Here is a 21,619-nt window from a genome sequence, read left to right on the forward strand (position 1 = left end):
TTGAGACGCTGTGCGTCGAATCTTAGATTCGACGCACAGCGTCTCAACCAATGCTCTTAAAACCTTATCATTGCACCCGCGTACGCGCACCTTAATTCTTTCACCCTTTACCCCCTTACTCATGGCAAGCATCACCGGCATCATCAAGAGCATACGCGACATCATGCGTAAAGACACCGGCGTAGACGGCGACGCGCAGCGTATCTCCCAGATGGTGTGGATGATCTTCATGAAGATTTTCGCCGATAAAGAGGTGGAATGGGACGTGACGATCGAGAACTACGAAAGCCCCCTGCCAGAACAACTGAAATGGGACAGCTGGGCGGCCGACGACGAAGGCTTGACCGGCGACCAGCTGATGGAATTCGTTGACAACGAACTCTTCCCAACCCTGAAGGAACTCGACGTGAGCCTCAACCCCCAGGCCGCCATCATCCGCTCGGTGTTTGAAGACACCTACAACTACATGAAAAACGGAACGCTGTTCCGGCAGGTGATCAACGAGATCAATAAGATCGACTTCAACGACCAGGGCGAGCGCCACCTGTTTAACGACCTCTACGAAACGATCCTGAAGGAACTGCAATCGGCCGGCTCATCTGGGGAATACTACACCCCGCGTGGCGTGACGCAGTTTATGGTCGACATCATCGACCCGAAGTTGGGCGAAACACTGCTGGACCCCGCCTGCGGCACGGGCGGCTTTCTGACCTGCGCCATCGATCACCTGCGCGACAAGGTGAAAACGCCCAAGCAGCGGCAGACCCTGCAGGCGGGCATCCGTGGCATCGAGAAGAAACCCCTGCCCCACCTGCTGTGCACCACCAACCTGATGCTGCACAACTTCGACGTACCCGCCGTAAAACGCGACAACTACCTGAGCAAGCCCTATACCGACTGGAGTAAGAAGGACAAGGTGGACATCATCCTGAGCAACCCTCCCTTCGGCGGAGTGGAGGAAGACGGAACAGAAACGAACTTCCCGCAGAAGTTCCGGACTAAGGAAACGGCGGACTTGTTCATGGCACTTATCATCCGGCTACTGAAAGACAAGGGAGGCCGCGCGGCGGTCGTGCTGCCCGACGGTACCCTGTTCGGCGAAGGCGTAAAAACCCGCCTGAAGGAAGAGTTGCTGACGAAGTGCAACCTGCACACCATCGTCCGCCTGCCCAATGGCGTATTCGCGCCCTACACCAGCATCAAAACCAACCTGCTGTTCTTCGAGAAAGGCAAGCCGACGAAGGAAATTTGGTACTACGAGCACCCCTACCCGGAAGGCTACAAAAGCTACAATAAGTCGAAGCCGATCACGGTGGAGGAGTTCGACACCGAGAAAGCTTGGTGGACCGACCGCAAGGAAACCAAACAGGCCTGGCGCGTCGGCATCGACGAGATTCGGGAGCGCAATTACAATCTGGACATCAAGAACCCCTACGAGGAAGCCGACAACCTGGAAAGCCCGGAGGTGCTGCTGAAGAAACTGAAGAAATCCGAAAAGAAGATCGGTAAGATTCAGGAGGAGATCATGGCGGTGTTGGATAAAGCACTGAGTAACTCATAACGAAATCGATTTAGCCGTGTTCCTTATCTTGAGACAAACTGACAAGCCATGACCTTAGAACATAAAAAGTACGCCATCATTCAGGAGATCATGACGATCTCTCAGGAAGATATGATAGACATGATTGAGGAACTGGTAAAAAAAGTTACCCGCCCCAAATACACGCTTGATCTGAGTCGCCACGCAAACATTAAGGCTAAGGTTGACCTGGAAGCCATTAAAAAAGAACGCCCCCCGGTTGATTTTGACATGGCGGAGTTCAGAAAGGAAGCAAGTGAGCTGGAATGGGATAAGTCTATTGACGAGCTGCTGCAAGAATTGGATTAATGAAGTACGTACTTGACACCAACGTGCTGCTTTTTTACGTCAGGGACGACCAAACGAGCTCTTTCATTGAAGAGAACTATGGCCCGTTCAATCCCGGTAACGAGGCCATTATTTCCATCGTGTCGGTCGCTGAGATCATGGTATTGGCTAGTGCCAGTAAATGGGGCGACCGCAAGCTAAAGCTGATACAGCGCCTGATCGACAAGCTGGTCATCGTTGAACTAACCTACCAAGACATTATCGATCATTACATCGAAATAGAGCAGTTCAACCGGAACATTCACCCCACCAGGCAACGAACCGGCAGCCACATCAAGATGGGCAAAAACGACGTATGGATTGCTGCTACAGCAGTAGCTACCAACGCCGCACTTATCACCTCCGACAAAGATTTCGCTCACCTCGACGGTGAGTTTTTCGACGTTTTACTCCTTCAGTAAGTATTCACCACTCCACCCATCGGCCAAGCCAGGCCAGCGCAATGCTCGGCCGACGAATTAAAACCAACGCTCTTTGCACCTCCTAAAGTACTTCGACACCCTCAGCCTCCGGCCAGAAAACGCAAAAGAAATCCGGGCACTGATCCTGGAGCTGGCCATCCGTGGGCGGCTGACGGAGGAGTGGCGGCGGGAGAATCCGGACGTGGAACCGGCCAGTGTTTTATTGGAGCGGATTCGGGAGGAGAAGGTAAGGTTGGTAAGGGAGAAGGTGATACGGAAGGAGAAGAAACTTCAAGAAATTGAACAAGCTGATTATCCATTTAAACTTCCTAAAAGTTGGTCTTGGTGCTATCTTAGGGATACAGGAATAACTCAAACTGGATACACACCTTCAAAAAGAAACCCTGAATTTTGGGGCAATTATATTCCGTTTGTTAACCCTGCAAACATAAAATTTTCAGGAGTAGAACTTCCTGAAATCGGATTAACCAAAGCCGGACTAAGTAATGGACGTCTCATCCAGTCTGGTTCACTGATGATGGTATGTATTGGAGGTAGCATTGGTAAGTGTGGAGTCAATACAATAGATGTTAGCTGTAACCAGCAGATAAATACTTTAACCCCCATAGAAGTACTATCTGATGTTGTAAAGAACGTTTGCGCAACGCATTACTTCTATAAATCAATTATAGATCGTGCCACTGGTTCGGCTACTCCAATAATAAATAAGACTAAATGGGAATCTACACTATTCCCCTTACCTCCCCTCCCCGAACAACACGCCATCGTCGCCACCGTAAACCGCCTCCTGGCGGAAGTAGATGAACTCGAACAACAAACCACCCGTTTCCGCGCCCTCCGCCAAGACTACGTCACCGCCTCGCTGCGGCAGCTGACGGGGGACGATTCATCCGGCGCTTGGGCGGCCCTGCGGCCGCACTTCCAGGCTTTCTTCGACCAGCAAAACGGGGTGGACCGGCTGCGGGAGGCGGTTCTGGAGCTGGCGGTGCAGGGGAAGCTGACGGCGCGGTGGCGAGAGGAGCATCCGGAGGTGGAGCCGGCTAGTGTTTTGCTGGAGCGGATTGGGGAGGAGAAGGCGCGGTTGGTGCGGGAGGGATTTATCAAAAAGATTAAAAAGCCTCCTTTGATTGAACCCAAAGAGACTTCTTTCAATATACCGAAATCATGGAAATGGTGCCGCCTTGCAGATGCCACCGAGGTTATAACGAAGGGATCATCTCCAAAATGGCAAGGGGTTAGTTATGTAAATGAAGGAGAAGGAATACTATTTGTGACAAGCGAAAATGTTGGAAATTTTAAACTTATCTGGAAGCGAAGAAAATACGTTGAAGAAAAATTCAATCAGATAGAGCCTCGCTCAATCCTGAGGAAAGGAGACATTTTGATGAATATAGTAGGAGCTTCAATCGGAAGAACCGCCGTTTTTAACTTAGATATAGTAGCTAATATTAACCAGGCTGTTACAATCATCAGACTAATAGAGCAAGCCTCCAGAGAATACTTCCTACTCTTTCTAAATAGTCCTACGTGTATCTCATACATGTATGACAAACAGGTTGATAATGCAAGACCAAACCTCAGTATGGGGAACATTTCAAAATTTCTTATTCCCCTCCCTCCCCTCTCCGAGCAACGCGCCATCGTAAAGATCGTGGACGAGTTGATGGCCCTATGCGATCAGCTTCAGGAGCGGATTGAGCAGCGGGAGGTTGTTGGGGCGGATTTTTTGCGGGCTTCGGTGCGGGAGTTGTTGGCGGCTACAGAAAAGGTGGAAGCATGAGACTGAAGCGGCTATACCTGAGTAAGTATAAGAACCTGAATGACTTTGCGCTCAACTTCACGGGGAGTAGCTTCATCGACGTTTTCGTGGGGAAGAACGGGACGGGGAAGTCTAATATGTTTGAAGCATTGATTGAGATATTCCGGCAGCTCTATGAGAAAGATTTTCAGGTTGGGTTTGACTTTGAACTTGAATATGAAATCGACGGAAGTGACCACTTCGTTGGTTGGGAATGGATAGCGGAGCGCTACTATAAGACTGAAGACGGAGAGAGAAAAGATATCAAGAAGGTCGCCAAAGAAGATCTACCCGATAATGTGATCTTATATTACTCTGGGCATAATGAGAAAGTGGCTCGATTGATTTATGCCTACGAAGAAGGCTTTAAACGTGACTTGAAAGAAGCGAACGAAGGAGACATTCGTGAGTTTATCGGGATTGGTAAGGACTATAAAGCCTTACTTCTATCGGTTCTTTTATTACAGCCAGAGGGCTGTAAGGCGAAAGCTTTTATAAAAGAAAAGCTCGGTATAGTCTCAATTGGTAATGAGGTTTTCATCTCACTAAAGCGTCCTTACTATGCGAGGAAAAAAGGATACGAGGTAGATCGATTTGATCAAGCGACCAGTTTTTGGAAGGCTAAAGGCATCACAAAAAAATTCTTAGATCAAATTGACGGAGTCAAGCGAGCCGAACAGGCGAAAGAACGAGACGAAGGCTACAAGCCGCCCAAAGATGAGACGAGTTACGATGACGTGTATCAGTTGTACCTAGACCTTGAAGCATTTCAGCAGGCCTTTGCAGATACGAATTCTCAGGAACTATTCAGTCAATTGGACAACCTAAGGACAATTGAAATGCTGGATGACATTTCACTTAATCTGACTCTAACCGACGGAACAAAATCTGAGGTTGACCATTTTAGTGACGGGCAGTTTCAGTCGATCTACATCTATACAATTGTAGAGCTTTTTCGGGGTAAAAATTGTCTTACTCTGCTGGATGAGCCGGATTCGTTTCTGCATCCGGAATGGCAGTTTGATTTTTTGACACAGGTGTTTGAAATTGCGGATGATGCTACCGTGGACAACCATGTACTCATGAGCAGCCACAGCGCCGTAACACTGATTCCCCACGATAGTAGGGACGTGAATCTTTTTAACTTCGTTGGTGACGGGGTGCGCTGTATCAATGTTCCAAAATCTTACGCTATAGAACAGTTGTCGGCTCAGATGATAAAGTACTCTGAAGATGAGCAGATCATTAGCATCATAAATCAGATTACTATAGAAGATAAGCCTATTCTCTTTACTGAAGGAAGTACCGATCCTCGCATTCTCAAAATCGCTTGGAGTAAGCTATATAGTGATCCAATTCCTTTTCATATTGTGTTTGCCTTTGGTTGTACGTACTTGCGACTATTACTCATAGACCAGCAAATATTGAAAGAGCTGAACGGTCAGCCGGCATTTGGTCTTTTCGACTTCGACATGGCTTACGATCAATGGAATAGCTTGGCCACTGAAGAGATAATTGAAAACGATCCATACAAGGGATTAGTTAAGAAGATAAAAGCTAAGAATAGCTACGCTTTGTTACTACCTGTACCAGAGATTCCAGCAATTGAGGGGCAAGTAATCAAAAACAAATCAGAAAAGACTACCTATCTGGGAGAATCCAAATTAGCGATCGAACATCTTTTCTATGGTGATCCCCAAACACATGAATTCTTCGAGATTTTGAGTAAGCCTGGTGGCGGGCAGATTATCAGTTTCAGGGAAAAGCGTAAAACTGACTTTTCTAAGATTATCGTCCCTAAAATTGATGCTGCACACTTTGAATTTTTCCGGCCGATGTTTGAGTTTATTAAGTCGAAGATCTGATTATCAGTAGGCTTAGGATAGAGTTTTATTGTTTTCCCAGACACCCCAATCGTAGGTCAAGCGATGGAGCGCTTAAGTCTACTGGCAGCAACAAAACTGTAAGGGTCAAGATTGGGGTTTTCCGGACTTACCCTTCATACTTTCTAGCCAATGCTCGTTGAGGTGGTCGGCTTTAGCCGGACAGTTTGCAGTGGAGTTTCTTCTTTCCGTTCCGGTTTGCCTCTCTTAATTCGTCCTTCGGGAATTGAACCGATTTCAGGTCCGGTATGCTTGGGGAATACGCTGTCCATTGATCGGAACGTACATTCGACGCACAGCGTCTCAACCATTGCACGGGCGTAAACTAAATCGTCACTTTTCTTTCCCCAACCAGGAGCCGGGGAGCCTAAAAGCGACAATTTGGTTTGCATTCCATAAAACAGCTCCTCCCCCTCCCACAAACCATCCCTGCACCCGCGTTCGCGCCGCCCCATCGTTTCTCAGGAGCAGGAGGAATGCCCCTCCCAAAAAAAACCGCCCAACCACCAAAAGGCGGCCGGGCGAGTTTAAAAAAACAATACTTCTCACTAATGTCCTGTCAAGTTTAGTCTTGTGGGCGGGAGGATTTAGAAATCGTCGCCGCCGCCGCCGTCGTCGCTGCGGTTTTGTGATGGTTTTTTCTTGCCTTTCACTTCGCGCAGGCTGTAGGTGAAGCCAACGTACACGATGCGGCTTTCGCGCTGGAATTCGCTGCTGGTTACGAGGCCGTCGATTTCGGTGGAGTAACCGAATTTGCGCTGGTTGAAGAGGTCGGTGACGCGGAGGGTGATGGCGCCGAGGTCGTTCAGGATGGGCTTGCGGAAACCGAGGTCGAGGCTTTGCATGGCGTTCAGGCGGCCCTGCGAGGTTACGCCGGAGCTGCGGTAGAAGTAAGTGAACTGGCTCGATACGTTCCACGGCATCTCGTAGCTTCCCTGGAGGCGGGCGCTGAAGTTGTAGCCATCGGCCTGTACGGCTCCTTCCTGCAGGTTGCCGTCCAGCTCGGTGCGGTAGGCGTTGGCGGAGGCAGTGAGGTCGAACTTGCGGCTGGGGCGCAGGGTCGTGATCAGTTCCACGCCGTAGTCGCGGCCACTGTCCAGGTTGGCCTGAGTGCCGATCTGCACGCCGCCGGGCAGGGTTTCGGTTACGCGGGTGATGAGGTCGGATTTGGCGCGGTAGTAAATACCTCCGGTAAAGGTGCCGAGCCCGAAGCGTTGCTGGATGTTGAGTTCGTAGCTGTTGATGATCTCGGGCAGGAGGAAAGGGTTACCCGTACGCAGGTTCAGCGGGTCGCCGCGGTCGACGAAAGGGTTAAGATCGCGGTCGCGCGGACGGCTGACGCGGCGGGAGTAGCTGGCCTGCAGCGTGCTCATTTCCGAGAGCGAGTAGCCGAGGAACACACTCGGGTACACCTTGAAGTAATCGTTGGTGAAGGTTTCTCCCGTTGGTTCGGCCAGGTAGCTGGTGGTGTACACCTGCTCGGCGCGCAGTCCGCCGCTGAAGGTTATTTTGTCGACCTTGCCGCCGAAGGTACCGTACACGGCGTGTACGTCTTCGTCGTAGAAAAAGCGGCTGCTGTTGGTGTCTACCCGGGTGAATTCCTGCAGGTCGTAGTCGTAGATATTGAAATCGGCGATGTTATCGATGCGCTGCAGAGTAGAGCGCCATCCGGCTTCGAATTTGAAGTCTTCGCCGATTTTATGGGAGTAGTCGATCTGGCCGAGGTATTGGGTTCTGCCGTTGGAGGCGGGGCTGTTCTGGAGGTCTTCGCCGATCAGGCTTCCTTCGGGGTCGAAGTTGAATTCGTCGTAATTTTCTACTTCCGAGCGTTCGTTTTCGCTGTACTGGAAGCTGGCCGAGAGGTTGCGCCCCGGCTTGGCGAAAGTGGTATTGTAATCGGCGCGGATTTCGAAGTTCTCGCCTTCCTGTGGTTCTGTTTCGACGCGTCTGCTGATGTAATCGAGTTCACCGTTTTCGTCGTAGAACTCGGTGGTACGCAGGTTGCTGCTTTCTCCGCTGCTCTTGCGGTAGTTGCCGCTTACGCCCAGGGAGGCGTATTTATTGAGGGTATATTCGGTACCGAGGTTGAAGCCGGCGCTTTCGTTTTGGCGCAGGCCGTCGAAGTCGAAGTAACGGCTGTATGAGGTATCGGCGAAAGTGGCCGTTTGCTCGCGGAATCCGCGGAAGAAGCGTTCGTCGTAGCGGCCGTTAACGCCCAGGGTGGTGTTGAACTTTCCTTTGCGCCAGTTGGCGTCAACGCTTCCGTCGAATTTATTTCCGGTACCTCCGTTGAGGTTTACGGTGGCGTTGAATCCGTCTTCGGATTTTTGTTTCAGGACGATGTTCACCAGGCCGGCAGTTCCTTCGGGGTCGAACTGGGCACCGGGGTTGGTGAGCACTTCGACGCGTTCGATGTTGGAGGCGGTGAGGGTTTGCAGGAAGTTGGTTTGCTGGGTGATTGCGCTGGGTTTACCGTTGATGAGGAAGCGGACGCCTTCGGAGCCCCGCAGCGATACGTTGCCGTCGAGATCGACGGTGATGCTGGGGATTTCGCGCAGCAGGTCCTCGGCGTTGCCGCCGGAGGCGGCGATTGATTTTTCCACGTTGAACACCTTGCGGTCCAGGCCGAGTTCCATCACGGCGCGTTCGGCCGTTACGGTTACTTCGTTGAGGTTGTTGCCGCCTTCGTTCAGTACAATAGTAGGTACGGTTACGGTTGTTTCAGCGTCGGTAACGGTTACAGTTTGGGTTTCAGTCGCGTACCCCAGGAAGCTGGCTTCCAGCCGGTAAGTTCCCGCCGGCAGGTTAATAAGTTCATAGTTGCCGTCGAAGTCGGTGCTGGTTCCCTTCACCATTTTATCGCTGGCATCATAAACGCTTACGTTGGCGAAGCCCAGAGGTTCCTGCGTTATACCGTCGGTAAGTTTTCCTTTAATACTTTGGGCGCTGACGCAGGTGCTGAGTAAAAATATAAGGAGCAGGGTGAGGAACGCCGAAGTGACAGGATACCGCCCGATGTTCCGGGTCGTTCCCCAGCCGGGGCTAAACTGATTCAGCGATAAAGCTGTCGTTGTATATAAATCGTTCGGCGTCCTTGTAGCGAATTGCTTCTTCATCTTTATTAATTTGATGACACAAACTTCGGGTGCTTTTCGGGGCGGTATGAGCGCGTTCGACGGTCAGGTGTATTGGATCGACAATCCGGCTTTTCTCCTGATATCCGTTATCTCAGAGTCGTTTTGCTGGATGGTAGATAGAAAAGGGGCAATGGTAGAATGCAACGACTCCGGGCTGTTGCCCTCCTCTATCTTTACCCTTGCCGATACTATGATAACCGGACGCAAACCAACACCAGTGTTCTTTTTGCACCACGAGCACCGTCTGGCATTTATACCTAAGTCAGAGTGGTTTGGGACTTTTTCACTCGCTAATTGCCCCAAACCACTCCGGCTTAGGTCTACCGGCACCTTATTCAGGGCGACGTTCACCACTTCCGGGATAAATTCCCGGAGCCTTATATTGGCTATTGCTGACGCCGGCACCGGAGGTTTAAATTATCACCCGCCCAATCTTCTACTCTAAAACGCTGCTGAAGTCAGCACCACGCAATGGAAAATTTCTTTCAACGTCACAAGAAAACCTTACTGCACGTCGCTTTCTGGGCCATGTACGCTTCTTATTTTTTCTACAACATCAGTTACGGTAGAAAAGGGGAACCGGACTGGGAACGGATCATGCCCGATTTTCTGTTCCACGTTATTTCGCTGTTCGCGATCAGTTACGTCAATTACTTTTTCTTTCTGCCACGTCTGCTGAAAACCGGGAAGATCGGTCAGTACTTCATCACGTACGTACCTATCTTCCTGGGGATGACCTACCTGGCCCTGCTCGGGAAACAGTACCTGCTCGACCGGTTCACGCACGACGATACGTGGATGTACTCCCTTCGCTTCGGTCTGAATGTGTTCGTAGCGGCTTTTTTCGTTACCGCTTTTGTCGGCCTGATGAAATTCGTAGAGGATTATTTCGAACTCGAAGCCCACAATCGCGAGCTCGAGAACCGGCAACTGACCTCCGAGCTGCGCTTTTTGAAAGCGCAGGTAAACCCGCACTTTCTCTTTAACACCCTCAACAACCTCTACTACCTGGCCGTCAACCAATCAGACCAGACCCCGGAGGTCATCGCCAAGCTGTCCGGCATGATGCGTTACATGATCCACGAGAGCAACGCCGAGAAAGTTCCCCTCAGTAAGGAAGTCGAGTATATGGAAAACTACCTTGACCTGGAGCGGCTCCGGCTCAACGAGGAGGTTCCCATCACCTTCGAGGTGAACGGAGACATTGCCGGGGCCCGGGTCACGCCGCTCATCCTGATCACCTTTCTGGAAAACGCGTTCAAGCACGGCATCGGCAACAACGGCGGCAACTCCTGGATTACCGTCAGCCTGACGGTCAACGATGGCACCATTGTATACAAGGTCGCGAACAGCGTGCTCCAACACAACGAAAAAACCGTGCGCGAGGCCTCCGGCCTCGGCCTGGCCAATGTCCGCCGTCGCCTCGATCTGAGCTACCCGGGCAATCACCAACTCGACGTCACCGAAGATGACGAACGCTACAGCGTCAACCTCAAAATTACCCTCTGATGACCCTCACCTGCCTGATCGTCGAAGACGAGCCAATGGCTCGTAAACTCCTGACCCAGTACGTCGAAAAAATCCCGGGGATCGAGCTTCTCGCCTCCCTCTCCAGCCCGCTGGAGGCCCTCGAGTTCCTGAAAGAAAACGAGCCCGACGTGCTCTTTCTCGACGTTCAGATGCCGGAGATCACCGGCATCGGCCTGCTCAAGATCCTCAAGAAAAAGCCGATCGTGGTGCTCACCACGGCTTACTCCGAATACGCCATCGAAGGCTACGAACTCGACGTGACCGATTACCTGCTCAAGCCCATCACCTTCCAGCGGTTTTTGAAGTGCATAGAAAAGATCCGTCAGAACAAAGCGCGCACCCTGCCCCACCCTGCTCCCGGTCAGCCCGGCATTGCACCTGCGGCCGCGCCGGAACAGGACACCTTACCCGAATACCTTTTCGTGAAGGACGGGACGAAGTCTGTCCGCGTCAACTTCGCCGACGTGCTGTACATCGAAGGTCTCAAAGACTACGTCCGGATCCACACGTCGGCCAAGAAAATAACGACGCTGCAAAGCCTCAAAAAGCTGACGGCAATGCTTCCTTCCAACGAGTTTGTCCGCGTTCACCACTCTTACATCATCGCCCTGAAATGGGTCGAGGAAGTTTACCGCGACGAAGTACTCATCAACGGAACGCTGGTGCCGGTGAGCGACACTTACCGCCCCGCCTTCAAGGAAATGATCGAAGACCGGCTGTTGAAGTAGGAGGTTTGGAGTCGGGAGTTTGGAGTCGGGAGTATCGGAGTCGGGAGTCGGGAGTCAAAGTGGACAATTCCCCACCTCTGTGTTTACTCAAATCCGATCTCCCGCAATCCTTTGTGGCTGATGGCGATGGCCTCGAGGGCGGTGTGGTTGAAGCACATGTCCTGCTCCACGAGGTAGAACTCCATGCCTGATTTTTCGCGGGCGGCCAGGATTCGTTTGAAGTCGATGTTGCCTTCGCCGACGGGAGCGAAGCGGCCCTGATCGTCCATATCCTTCACGTGCCACGCCTTGAAGCGGCCGGGCGCTTTATCGAAGTAGGCAACAGGGTCGGCGCCGGCTTTGGTGACCCAGTACAGGTCCATCTGGAAGTTGAGGATTTCCGGATCGGAGTTCTCGATGAAGTAATCGATCGGGACGATGCCGTCTTCGCCGGCCATGAACTCGAAGTCGTGATTGTGGTAGAGGCACTGGATGCCACCATCGGCACATTTCTGGGCAATAGCGTTGACGTTCTTCATCACCATTTCCGCACTTTGGTTCATGCCCAGCGTCTTGGTTTCGGCGTCATAAGTGAACGCGCCCATGGGAGGGATGGGAATTACGAGGTATTGGAAGCCGGCTTCTTTGAGGTCGGCTACTACCTGATCGGTAGTTTCAATCGTGATGTCGCTGTGGTGAGAACTGATGGGAGTGAGGCCAACCTCTGCGAGGTAGTTTTTGAACTCGGTGGGCGTCATGCCGTAGAACTTACCTTCTTTGTAGCCCGCCGCTTCGATGTATTTGTAACCGAGGTCTGCCACCTTTTTGAGCACGCCCTTCGGGTCTCCGGCCAGGGTGTCGCGCAGGGTGTAGAGGGCAAGGCCACCAAAATCGGTGGTAACGTCGAGTTCCTGCTCGGCTGCGGGCGCTTCTGCAGCGGTTTCCGGTTTACTGTCGTTGCAGGCGGCAAGGGTAAAGAATAAAAGGAAGAGGGGGAATATTTGCTTGATCATTGCTTTATTGTTTATACCATTATCAGGACGCGACTGCTCTCCGGTGGCCCTCGCAATTGAAAACACCACCGATAAAACTGCGAACAGACGGCAAGGTAGGAATCCTGGCGCGGTCTGCGTTGGGAATTTCAGAATTGTGTGTAACCAAATGAGGTGCCCCCATTCTTTCAACCACGGCCCCTAAGAGTTTACGAAAACGTGGGGGCGAGCCCCAAAAACGAAAACACAGGGGTGAACCCCTGTGCTACGAGAGCTACGGTTCAAACACGAAATTCATAACGAAAACACAGGGGAAAACCCCTGTGCTACGAGAGACGGACCTACGGCCCTACCCTACCCTCGCTTCACCGGTCCCGTTTTACAGCTTCACCTTTTCCCCCAGCTGCACCAGGAAGCCAGCGGCCTCCTCCATGGCCTGTTCGGTCGAACCCGCCAGCGACATCACCTCCAACACGCCGGCCATTTCTCCGGGCCAATCGAAACCGGACGACAGAATGTTGCTGCCCACCACTACGGAGTAAGGTTTGCCCTGCCTGACACAACTCCCGATCACACCACCCACCACTTTGCCTTCGAGCGACTGTTCGTCCAGCCGGCCTTCGCCGGTGATCACGTGGTCGGCGCGGCCGATGGCTGCTTCCAGCCCGGTGAGTTCGCTGATGGTCTGGAAGCCACTGCGGAGCGTGGCGCCCAGCAGTGCGCAGAGGCCGGCGGCAATTCCGCCCGCAGCACCGCCTCCGGCGGTGGTGGAAACATCCGCCGCGGCAAATTCATCGAATTGCCGGCCCAGGATTTGGCCTCCGTTTTCCAAACGGTCGATCATTGCGGCGTCGGCTCCTTTCTGCGCGGCGTACACGTGGGCACTGCCGCGGGGACCGATCAGCGGGTTGGTCACGTCGCACAACAACACAATTTCAGTTTTCTCCCATGGTTTCGCTTTCGGCGGAACGATCCGGTGGATGCGCTCCAGCCCGGCGCCGTTGGGCGGCACTTCGCTGCCGTCTTCGGCCAGGAAGCGGAAGCCGAGGGCGGTTGCTATTCCCGTCCCCAGGTCGTGGGTGGCGCTGCCCCCCAGCAGCAGGTAAATCGTGCGTACGCCGCGGTTCAGCGCATCGGCCAGCATCATTCCGGTGCCAAACGTACTGGTGTGCAGCGGGTTTCGTTCTTCGGGCGTCAGCAGCACCAGCCCGGATGCCGTGGCGACTTCGATGAAAGCGAAGTCGAAACCCAGCAGGTAGCGGCCCCGCAGGGGCCGCCCCAGCGGATCACGGGCCGCTACGGTTACCGGCATCAGGTTCAGGTGATCCTCGAGGATATCCAGCGTACCGTCTCCGCCGTCGGCGAGGGGATGGTACGCTACCTTCGCGGCAGGGTATTTGCGGCGAATTCCGGTGGCGATCGCCTCGCAAACGCTGTTTGCGGAGAGTGAGCCTTTGAATTTATCGGGGGCAATGAGAACGTTCATACAGGAATAATTTGACCGGCACCAAGGCACGTGAGCATTTCCGCTTCTTGCGGTACAGCGTAAATATGTACACCCATTTTTTCCAGTTCAGGCGCGAACGCAGGTGCAAAGCGGGGGTAAGCACGGGCAATGTTGCCACCCAGGACCAGGGTCTCCGGCCTGAACTTCCGACAGACCGGGAGCAGTAGTTCCAACAGGTTGCTGGCGTACGCCGCAAAAATCTCCTCCAGTTCGGCGGGCGTTGCGGCGCCGATCAGCGCGAGCAGATCAGGCACTATGATGCCGAACTCCGTTTCAGCGAAATGCGTAAACCAGCGCGTACCGAAAAAGTCATCGGCGATTCCTTCTCCGAAGGGCACCTGGTAAATTTCGCCTCCGGGCGGGAGACCCGGCATAGCCTTCACCAGCCGACCATCCTCTACAAACGCAGAGCCGATCCCCGTGCCCAGAGTTATCGTCATCAGGCGCCGGTGGCCGGCGCTGCGGAATTTCTGATCTGCTCCCAGCCCGAAACAGGCTGCGTCGTTCTCGAAGTACACCGCCCGGAGCTGCGGCAGTTCCCGGAGGAGCGTGGCCCGCAGGTCGAGCCCGTTCAGCGCGCCCATTTTCAGGCCCGGTTTGAACCGGGCGGTTCCGGACGCATACTCGAACGGGCCGGGCATTGCGATGGCGATGGCTCCGGATGCGTGCACCTCTTGCTGTTTGAGGTGGCCGATCCAGGCCTGGAGGAGGCTCTCCCTGTCCAGAAAAGCATCAACTTTGGTGGTTGCGGTTATGCCGGCGGGCACCATTTTCCCTCCTTCCCGGCGTAACGGAAGTGAGGTGATGTGGCTGCCACCGATGTCTATTCCCAGAAATTGGCTCGTCATCAGAAGAATTTAGGGAAGTACACACTCAACAGGACGATGAGCACAAAGAACCCGACGAGAAGCAGAACCTTGCTCATAGCTATCTCTGTTCCGATCATTGCTTCCTCAACCACCACTGCACCTGCGTCGCTGCGCCCGGAAACAGAATCGTCTGCCCTCGTCTTAGCCGGGATAACGAAGCTGCTCAGGTAGCCTACGCCCAGAGTAACAACGGCCCCTACGGCATTCCACCAGAACCAGAATACAGAAGGTACCCATAACCACAGGTAAACATTAACCAGCACGCCCGCCAGAATTCCGAGGTTCGCGGCGCGGCCATGCACCCGCTTGAGCAGGATAGCCGCCAGGAAAGTCGCCAGCATCGGGCCGTAGAAAACCGACCCGATTTTGTTGATCGCCTCGATGACGGTCTTAGCGATGTCTCCCGTGAAGAAAGCCAGGATGATACAGACGATGCCCCAGAAAAGCGCCGCTCCTTTGGAATACCGGATGTATTCTTTGTTGGACAGCTCCCTGCGGGAATGAAAAAAATCTTCCACCGTAGCCGCACTAAGCGAGTTGACGGCAGAGCTGAGCGACGACATCGCCGCCGAAAAAATGGCAACGATCAGCAGGCCCATCAGGCCGTGCGGCAAATAGTCCCGGATGAATACCGGAACCATCAGGTCGGGCTTATCCAGCGGGATGGCCGCCCGGAAGGCCGGGTCCTGCAGTACGAGGGTGCCGAGTACCAGGCCCATAACACAGTAAGTCAGCGTAATGGGAAAGCGAAGCAATCCGTTACTGAGCAGGGTTTTGTTGAGCGTACTCCGGTTGGGAGCTGAAAACAGGCGCTGTACCTGAAACTGATCCGTTCCGTAATAAGAGGCATAGAGAAAGAATCCTCCGATGAGCATCGGCCAAAAGCCAAACTCGTCGCCCTCGCTGATGCCCAGATTATCGAAATCAACCGCTCTCAGCCGGTCGGGATCTACCTGAGCCACGAAGTTTTCCCAGCCGCCAAGGTAATAAAGGCCAGCCACCAGACAGATAACGATGCCGAGGGTCAACACTACCATTTGGATGACGTCTCCGTAGACTACTGCTTTCATTCCGCCCTGAAGGGAGTACAGTAAGGTGACCAAACCGATGCCCAGGATGGTTTGCCACATCGGGATGGCCATTACACTGGTCAGGATGAGGGCAACCGCATAAATCATCACACTGGTCGCAAATGCTCTGCTGACCTGAAAGACGCCGCTGAGCAACATCCGGGTAGAGCGGCCGAACCGCTGTTCGAGGTAAGCATAAACGCTGACAATTTTAGCTTCGAACAGTGGCGGAATCAGTACCGCCATCAGAAAAAGCATAGCGAGAGGAACGGCAAACTCGTAGGTTAGCCAAACCATACCGCCGCCTTCTTTGATGCCAACGAAGGCCGGCGCAGAAACGAAGCTGATGGCAGAAAGCTGGGTAGCGATGGTACTGAGAGAGAGCGCTCCCCAGCCAAAGGATTTTCCGCCCAGGAAGTAGTCTTTACCGTTTTGATTTCCGCTGAACCTCTTGCCCAGCCAGAGAAAGAACAAAAGATAGGCGGCAATGATGGCGTAGTCAAAAAGGTTCATATCGATCAGGTTTCTATAAGGTCAATCAGGCAGGCAGCTGTCCAGGAGAACTGATCACCACCGTAGCCCTGGGTTAAATCAGGAGCCGTGTTTTTCTGGCAATCAAAATACTCGTAAAAACCGAATTCCCGGATAAGATGAATGGCATCGTTACGAACAACTTCCGCCATTTTTCCGAAGCCGTAGTTTTTGAGTCCGTCGTGAATCAGCCAGTTCATGTGCGGCCAGATGGGGCCGCGCCAGTAGCGCCTGGAGTCGAAGTGAGGGCTGTCGGGGTCGAAGCTGGGGCAGAGGTAGAACCCGCGGTCGTGAAGGCTTTGCAGGTAATCGTTCAAAATTTTTGCCTGCTTATCAGAGGCGATGCCTGCCGACAAAGCCGTGAAGCTTCCGATTTCGCGTTCTGCGATCTGCGCTCCGGCCCGAACATCGTAGGGAACAAAGGTCTGCAGCTCCTCGTGCCATAGTTTTTGCTGGAAAGCCCTGGTGGATTGTTGTTGCCATTCTTCCAGTTCTCCGACATCGAAGCCGAAGCGCTGACCGATACGGATCAGGCTGGCGTTGGATTTGATGAGCAAAGCATTCATCAGGGTATCCTGGATGAGGATTTCACTTTCGGCAAAGATGCCTGGCCCATCGTAGCCGTTGCGCTTACCGAGTTCGAGTTGGTGCACGTAACGGTCGTACTGATCGGCGGTTGGGCGTTCGTCGGCTGCGGCAATCTTGGTATCCTGCCGCGTGTAGGCGGGCAAGGTACCTTTATCGATCACGATCCGGTCCATAGAGGCATCCCAGAGCGGAGAATTGTCGCGCCCGGTTTCCCAGGGATGGTACATAAACATCAGCCCTTCCCTTTCCGGGTCCCGGTAGATATATAAAAAGCGGTGACTGTTGACGACCCTCGGGAATAAGGCTTTTACCGTCGCGATGGTAGCGGCATCATCGGGGAAGGTGTTCAGAAGGTGCTCCAGCACGAAGCCGTGGACGGCAGGTTGGGTAATGCCCGAAGTTTTTGGTCGTTGGGGAGCTCCCGCGTTAACGGTTGTGTCCCAAAAGTCGAAGTTGGGGAAGTAAGTGGTCTCCTTTTCGGAATGGAAAATGATATGAGGCACCATTCCATTGGCCCACTGGCCGGTAAAAAGGGTTTCCATTTCCCGGAGTGCCCGTTGGGGGTTTATGTGTGCATTTCCGATGCTGGTAAATCCTGAATCCCAGTTCCATTGAAAAGGGTAAAGTCTTCCCGAAGGCACAGAAAATCCAGGTGCACGCCAATTGGCCTCCAGTGTTTCCCTGGCGGTTTGGAGCAGTTCTTGTTTAGTCATAATCTTAGCTAATAAAAGTGGGCGGGAATTCATTAGGAATCCCCGCCCCGAAAACAGGTTAGAGTAGGTCTAAAAATCAAAAGAGACGCGGACAAAAAGTCGGCGGGGAAGAATGGGGCGCCCCACGAAGAAATCACTGATTCCTCCGCTCTGGCTATCGGCCTGACGGGGTGAGCCCTCCGTTACGCCATCGCTGTCGAACAGGTTAGATACCTGAAAGCCGAGGCGCATGGTCTGCTTTTTTCCCAGATCGAAAGTGTACCCGCCGTCGAGACGGACGATGTTGTAACCTTCGAGTTCAACGGTATTGGCGTCGTTGGCAAACTTGCTGCCCAGCAGGTTAGCCGAGAGGCCGGCATCAATGCTGCCGTTATCGTAGTTGGCTCCGATGAGCCCGATGGCGTTGGGCTGGCGGCGCAGCTCGTTGCCCACCTGATCTTCGTTGCCTTCCACCTTCGTGAATTCGTGGTCCTGAAGGGTTACGTTACCGTACAGGTTCAGGTCGTCGCTTACGCTGTAGTTCAGGCTTGCTTCGACGCCGACGGTACGGGTGCTTTGCAGACGCACTTGCTCGATTACGCTACCGGGGTTGTTGGGGTCGTTGATGAAATCGACGTTTCTGCGGTCAGACAGATTGACGTAGTAAAGAGCGGCAGTAGCTGCCAGCTTATTCTTGCCGTACTTAGCGCCCAGTTCTCCCTGAATGATCGTTTCGGGTTCGTAGGAAAGTGGGCTGCCGGGGGCGGAAAAACCAACTCCTCTCAATTCCGGAAAGAAGTATCCCCGCGAAGCATTAGCGTAAATATTAAGGTCCGGATTGACTTTGTAAAGGCCCGCTACCGCTACTGCAAAATCGCTGGCCGACACCGTTCCTTTCTGGAAGTTGTTGCTGCCCACCCCGTCCTCGCGGACAATCTTTCCGGTAGCATTTTCCCAGCGTAAACCGACATCGAGGCTGAAGCGCTCTCCCTGGTACTGATCACCGGCGTAGAAGGCGACTTTGGTGCTGCGGTGGTGGCGGTTGGCGGTCTGGCGGCCATCGATGAAACCTCCCGTGCTGTAGGACACTTCCTCGCCCATATCATTGGTGTAGGTCAGGTTAACGGTCCGGGGGGCATTACGGAAATCACCCAGGAAGTTGGATATCCAGTTGTTGTCCTCGGCCCGGGTATCGGACACGAAGGTGCCGAAGCTGAAACTGTGGTTTCCGGCTGTTTTGGTCAACTGAATCTCACCAACGGTTTCTTCCATCGGGCGGTCGCGGTCCAGTATCCGGTTTTCGAAAAGGAGGTCACCTGCTGCGAGTTCAGTACCATCGTCTACGTAAGTGAAGGTTGCATCAGCGGGGAGGTCGCGGTTACTGAGGTAAGTATCTTGTCCTTCGGGTACGTTGCGGACACCGTCGCCATCCAGGAAGAGGTTAAAGCCGTGCTCGTACTTAGCTGATTTAGCTTTTGCCGATAGTCGCCAGTCGTTGTCGAAGCTGTGGTTGAGCTGGGCCATGATGTAGCCACCTTTGGTGGTTACACCGTCGGCGATGGGAGATTCGAAGCGGCCGTAAGGCGTATCGAATGAATAGCCGGCAGCCTGATCGGTGAGGGTGGTAAACACTGTCTCTCCGTCGTTACCTACGGGCCGCTCGCTCTGGCCTGCATCGTTGGCCAGTGGGTACGGAAGGTAAAACTGGACGTTATCGTCGATCGACTGTGCGTACACCGTAAAGGAGCTTTTTCCTTCGTTGAACAGCTTTTTGATGTTGGCCCGGATCTGGTGGCCACGGGTGGCGAGACCGGTTTTTAAAGGACCTTCATCGTAGCGGTAGAACCCGGAAACGGCATAGAAGAGGTTATCAGCCAGTGGCCCGGAGGAGAGGATGTCCAGTTTCGCACGGCCACCTTCGGCCCATTCCAGTTGCACCTTATTGTCGGGAGTAGCTGTGCCGGTGATGCTGGTGTAGTTGATGATACCGGCTACGCTTCCGGCTCCGAAAAGAGTGGAAGAGCCCCCCCGGGTGAACTCCAGGTTACGAATCCCGATATCGTTACGGAAGTAAACGTCGTGCGCCGAAGAGTTCAGGCCGAAAGTGCTCAGTACGGGCATCCCGTCTACCTGAAGCGGCGTGAACTGGTACTGACCTCCGGAAGGAAGGCCCCGCACGAAGATGTTAGAAGCTACTTCGCCCCCCCCGCCTTCGGCGGTGATGCCGGGAACACCCCGCAGAATATCGGCCTGCGAGTTGCTGCTGAGGCGCTGCAGTTGTTCCGCATTGATGAGGGTAATCGACATCGGCGAAGCTTTCTGCGTACGGCCGGTGAAGGAACCCGTGACGACTACTTCGTCCAGCGAAAGGTTGTCCGCTTCCAGGGTTACGTTTTCGGTAACCGTTTGCCCGTCCGTGAAGGTAAACGATTTCTCCATGGTGCGGTAGCCAGTGTAGGAGAAGCGGATGGTGTAGGTGCCGGCGGGGATGCTCAGGCTGTAGGCGCCATCGTAGTCGGTGACGGTACCGGTGCTTGTGCCCGTAACGAATACGCTGGCACCGATCAGACCTTCCTGGTCTTTATCGGTGATCGTACCGCTCAGGGTTGCCTGAGCGGTAAGGGCGCTACAAAGGAAAGTAGCAAGGAGTATGAATAGCAAGCTACCGATAGAGGTATTTAATTTGAGTTTCATTACTAATGATTGCATGATCGAAAAAAACAAGTCAATATTCCGAATTATTGACTATTGCAAAATTATGCTACCGCCAACCAGACGTTATAACATATTACTGCCGTACCATGACACTATTCTATAACATTTTGCTATTTTTACTCCAGTCATCTGCATTATTGTACACATGAAGCCCGAGTTTGAAAAAATAGTCGAGCCTGCTGAACACTCCTTTACCGCGAAGGTGGTAACGAGGGCGAGCCGTCCCCTTCTCAGTCAGGCCTGGCACTATCATCCTGAACTGGAGATATGCCTGACGGTGAAAGGACGTGGTCGCAGATTTGTGGGGAATCACATCTCCGAATACGAAGAAGGAGAGTTGGTTATGTTCGGTCCCAATCTCCCCCATGGCTTCACCACCGATGTGTACGGGAGCCAGATCGTCGTTCAGATGACCTCTGACTTTCTCGGGGAGGTTTTCTTCGAGCGCCCCGAAACCCACGTCATTCGGAACTTACTCAATGCCTCCCGCCAAGGTCTGGAGTTTAGTGGGACAACCAAAAAGAAAAGCCGGCAGATCATGCAAAAAATGCTGCACGAAACGGGGCTGCCCCGCCTGCTGCTCTTTCTTGAATTGCTACACGTGCTTGCAACCTCAACCGAGGTAAGCCCCATTTGCTCCAAGGAGTATGCGCACGGCTTCGACGTAAAAGAGATGGGCCGGATCAAGGTTGTATACGACCACATAATGGAAAATTTCACGCAGCCCGTATCCATTAAGGAAGTAGCGGACAAGCTGAGCATCACCGAAGCAGCCTTTTATAAATTCATCCGCAAACACACCAGAAAGACGTACACCCAGATCATCAATGAGTTCAGGATCAATTATGCTGCGAAGTTGTTGATGTCGACCGAAAAGAGCATTTCTGAGGTTTGCTTTGACAGCGGCTACAACAACATCTCCTATTTCAACCGTAAGTTCAAGCAGTTGATGGGGAAAACGCCCGCGGTATTCAGAAGCCTGTACCAGTAAGTCCCGTCGGGTACGGCCTGCAGTAGTCATATTCTGCTTCCAGTCCAAAACGGGCTTTATCGTTTTCACAGAGCAATCCTTCCTTGCTTTTCAACCTGGGTTTGCACCCGCGGCCGCGCCCCTGACACTTTTCCCGGAAACGGCGCGAACGCAGGTGCAAAGGGAAGGCTACAGGAGCAAAGCCCCGAATCAAAGTAGTGTTGTGCCTGCTCAGCGCGGGCAGGTCTCTGTTTCTTCAAGAAACCGCCATGTAAGTTTCC

The 21,619-nt window shown here is 53.2% G+C and carries 15 protein-coding genes; 8 read left to right on the forward strand and 7 right to left on the reverse strand.

Annotated elements, in window-relative coordinates:
- Positions 1-121: 121 nt before the first annotated feature.
- From FUA23_RS07145 to FUA23_RS07165, 5 genes are all read left to right on the forward strand, one after another.
- The gene (locus FUA23_RS07145; protein WP_147930045.1) at positions 122-1,561 is read left to right on the forward strand and encodes a class I SAM-dependent DNA methyltransferase; all 1,440 of its coding nucleotides are present in this window, start codon (positions 122-124) and stop codon (positions 1,559-1,561) included.
- Between the two features lie 48 nt (positions 1,562-1,609).
- Positions 1,610-1,888 carry a hypothetical protein gene (locus FUA23_RS07150; RefSeq protein WP_147930046.1) on the forward strand — a complete coding sequence of 93 codons (279 nt, stop codon included), beginning with the start codon at positions 1,610-1,612 and terminating at the stop codon, positions 1,886-1,888.
- Positions 1,888-2,328 carry a type II toxin-antitoxin system VapC family toxin gene (locus FUA23_RS07155; RefSeq protein WP_147930047.1) on the forward strand — a complete coding sequence of 147 codons (441 nt, stop codon included), beginning with the start codon at positions 1,888-1,890 and terminating at the stop codon, positions 2,326-2,328. The genes FUA23_RS07150 and FUA23_RS07155 overlap by 1 nt, the downstream gene beginning before the upstream one ends.
- A 73-nt stretch (positions 2,329-2,401) precedes the next feature.
- The gene (locus FUA23_RS07160) at positions 2,402-4,129 is read left to right on the forward strand and encodes a restriction endonuclease subunit S (protein ID WP_147930048.1); all 1,728 of its coding nucleotides are present in this window, start codon (positions 2,402-2,404) and stop codon (positions 4,127-4,129) included.
- Positions 4,126-6,012 carry an AAA family ATPase gene (locus FUA23_RS07165; protein WP_147930049.1) on the forward strand — a complete coding sequence of 629 codons (1,887 nt, stop codon included), beginning with the start codon at positions 4,126-4,128 and terminating at the stop codon, positions 6,010-6,012. Before FUA23_RS07160 ends, FUA23_RS07165 begins: the two co-directional genes overlap by 4 nt.
- 605 nt (positions 6,013-6,617) lie before the next feature.
- On the opposite strand, the gene FUA23_RS07170 is transcribed toward FUA23_RS07165, so the two are convergent.
- Complete coding sequence (locus tag FUA23_RS07170) at positions 6,618-9,146, reverse strand: outer membrane beta-barrel family protein (protein ID WP_147930050.1); 2,529 nt, start codon at positions 9,144-9,146, stop codon at positions 6,618-6,620.
- A gap of 492 nt (positions 9,147-9,638) precedes the next feature.
- Here FUA23_RS07170 and FUA23_RS07175 point away from each other — a divergent pair, with 492 nt between their 5' ends.
- Positions 9,639-10,676 carry a sensor histidine kinase gene (locus tag FUA23_RS07175; protein WP_147930051.1) on the forward strand — a complete coding sequence of 346 codons (1,038 nt, stop codon included), beginning with the start codon at positions 9,639-9,641 and terminating at the stop codon, positions 10,674-10,676.
- Positions 10,676-11,425 carry a LytR/AlgR family response regulator transcription factor gene (locus FUA23_RS07180; protein ID WP_147930052.1) on the forward strand — a complete coding sequence of 250 codons (750 nt, stop codon included), beginning with the start codon at positions 10,676-10,678 and terminating at the stop codon, positions 11,423-11,425. The genes FUA23_RS07175 and FUA23_RS07180 overlap by 1 nt, the downstream gene beginning before the upstream one ends.
- Positions 11,426-11,508: 83 nt before the next feature.
- On the opposite strand, the gene FUA23_RS07185 is transcribed toward FUA23_RS07180, so the two are convergent.
- From FUA23_RS07185 to FUA23_RS07210, 6 genes are all read right to left on the reverse strand, one after another.
- A complete protein-coding gene (locus tag FUA23_RS07185; protein WP_147930053.1) occupies positions 11,509-12,417 on the reverse strand; it encodes a sugar phosphate isomerase/epimerase family protein in 909 nt (302 codons plus the stop codon).
- 358 nt (positions 12,418-12,775) lie between these two features.
- Positions 12,776-13,882 (reverse strand): glycerate kinase family protein, encoded by a 1,107-nt coding sequence (locus FUA23_RS07190; RefSeq protein WP_147930054.1) that lies wholly within the window; start codon positions 13,880-13,882, stop codon positions 12,776-12,778.
- Positions 13,879-14,751 carry an ROK family protein gene (locus tag FUA23_RS07195; RefSeq protein WP_147930055.1) on the reverse strand — a complete coding sequence of 291 codons (873 nt, stop codon included), beginning with the start codon at positions 14,749-14,751 and terminating at the stop codon, positions 13,879-13,881. The genes FUA23_RS07190 and FUA23_RS07195 overlap by 4 nt, the downstream gene beginning before the upstream one ends.
- A complete protein-coding gene (locus FUA23_RS07200; protein ID WP_147930056.1) occupies positions 14,751-16,355 on the reverse strand; it encodes a sodium:solute symporter in 1,605 nt (534 codons plus the stop codon). Before FUA23_RS07200 ends, FUA23_RS07195 begins: the two co-directional genes overlap by 1 nt.
- Positions 16,356-16,360: 5 nt before the next feature.
- On the reverse strand, positions 16,361-17,674 hold the full coding sequence (locus FUA23_RS07205) for an MGH1-like glycoside hydrolase domain-containing protein (RefSeq protein ID WP_187270924.1): 1,314 nt from the start codon (positions 17,672-17,674) through the stop codon (positions 16,361-16,363).
- 69 nt (positions 17,675-17,743) lie between these two features.
- Positions 17,744-20,347, reverse strand: coding sequence for a TonB-dependent receptor (locus tag FUA23_RS07210; protein ID WP_147930058.1), 2,604 nt, complete (start codon positions 20,345-20,347; stop codon positions 17,744-17,746).
- A gap of 166 nt (positions 20,348-20,513) precedes the next feature.
- Here FUA23_RS07210 and FUA23_RS07215 point away from each other — a divergent pair, with 166 nt between their 5' ends.
- A complete protein-coding gene (locus FUA23_RS07215) occupies positions 20,514-21,359 on the forward strand; it encodes an AraC family transcriptional regulator (RefSeq protein WP_147930059.1) in 846 nt (281 codons plus the stop codon).
- Positions 21,360-21,619 lie beyond the last annotated feature (260 nt).

The organism is Neolewinella aurantiaca, assembly GCF_008014675.1.
GTDB classification, from domain to species: domain Bacteria; phylum Bacteroidota; class Bacteroidia; order Chitinophagales; family Saprospiraceae; genus Neolewinella; species Neolewinella aurantiaca.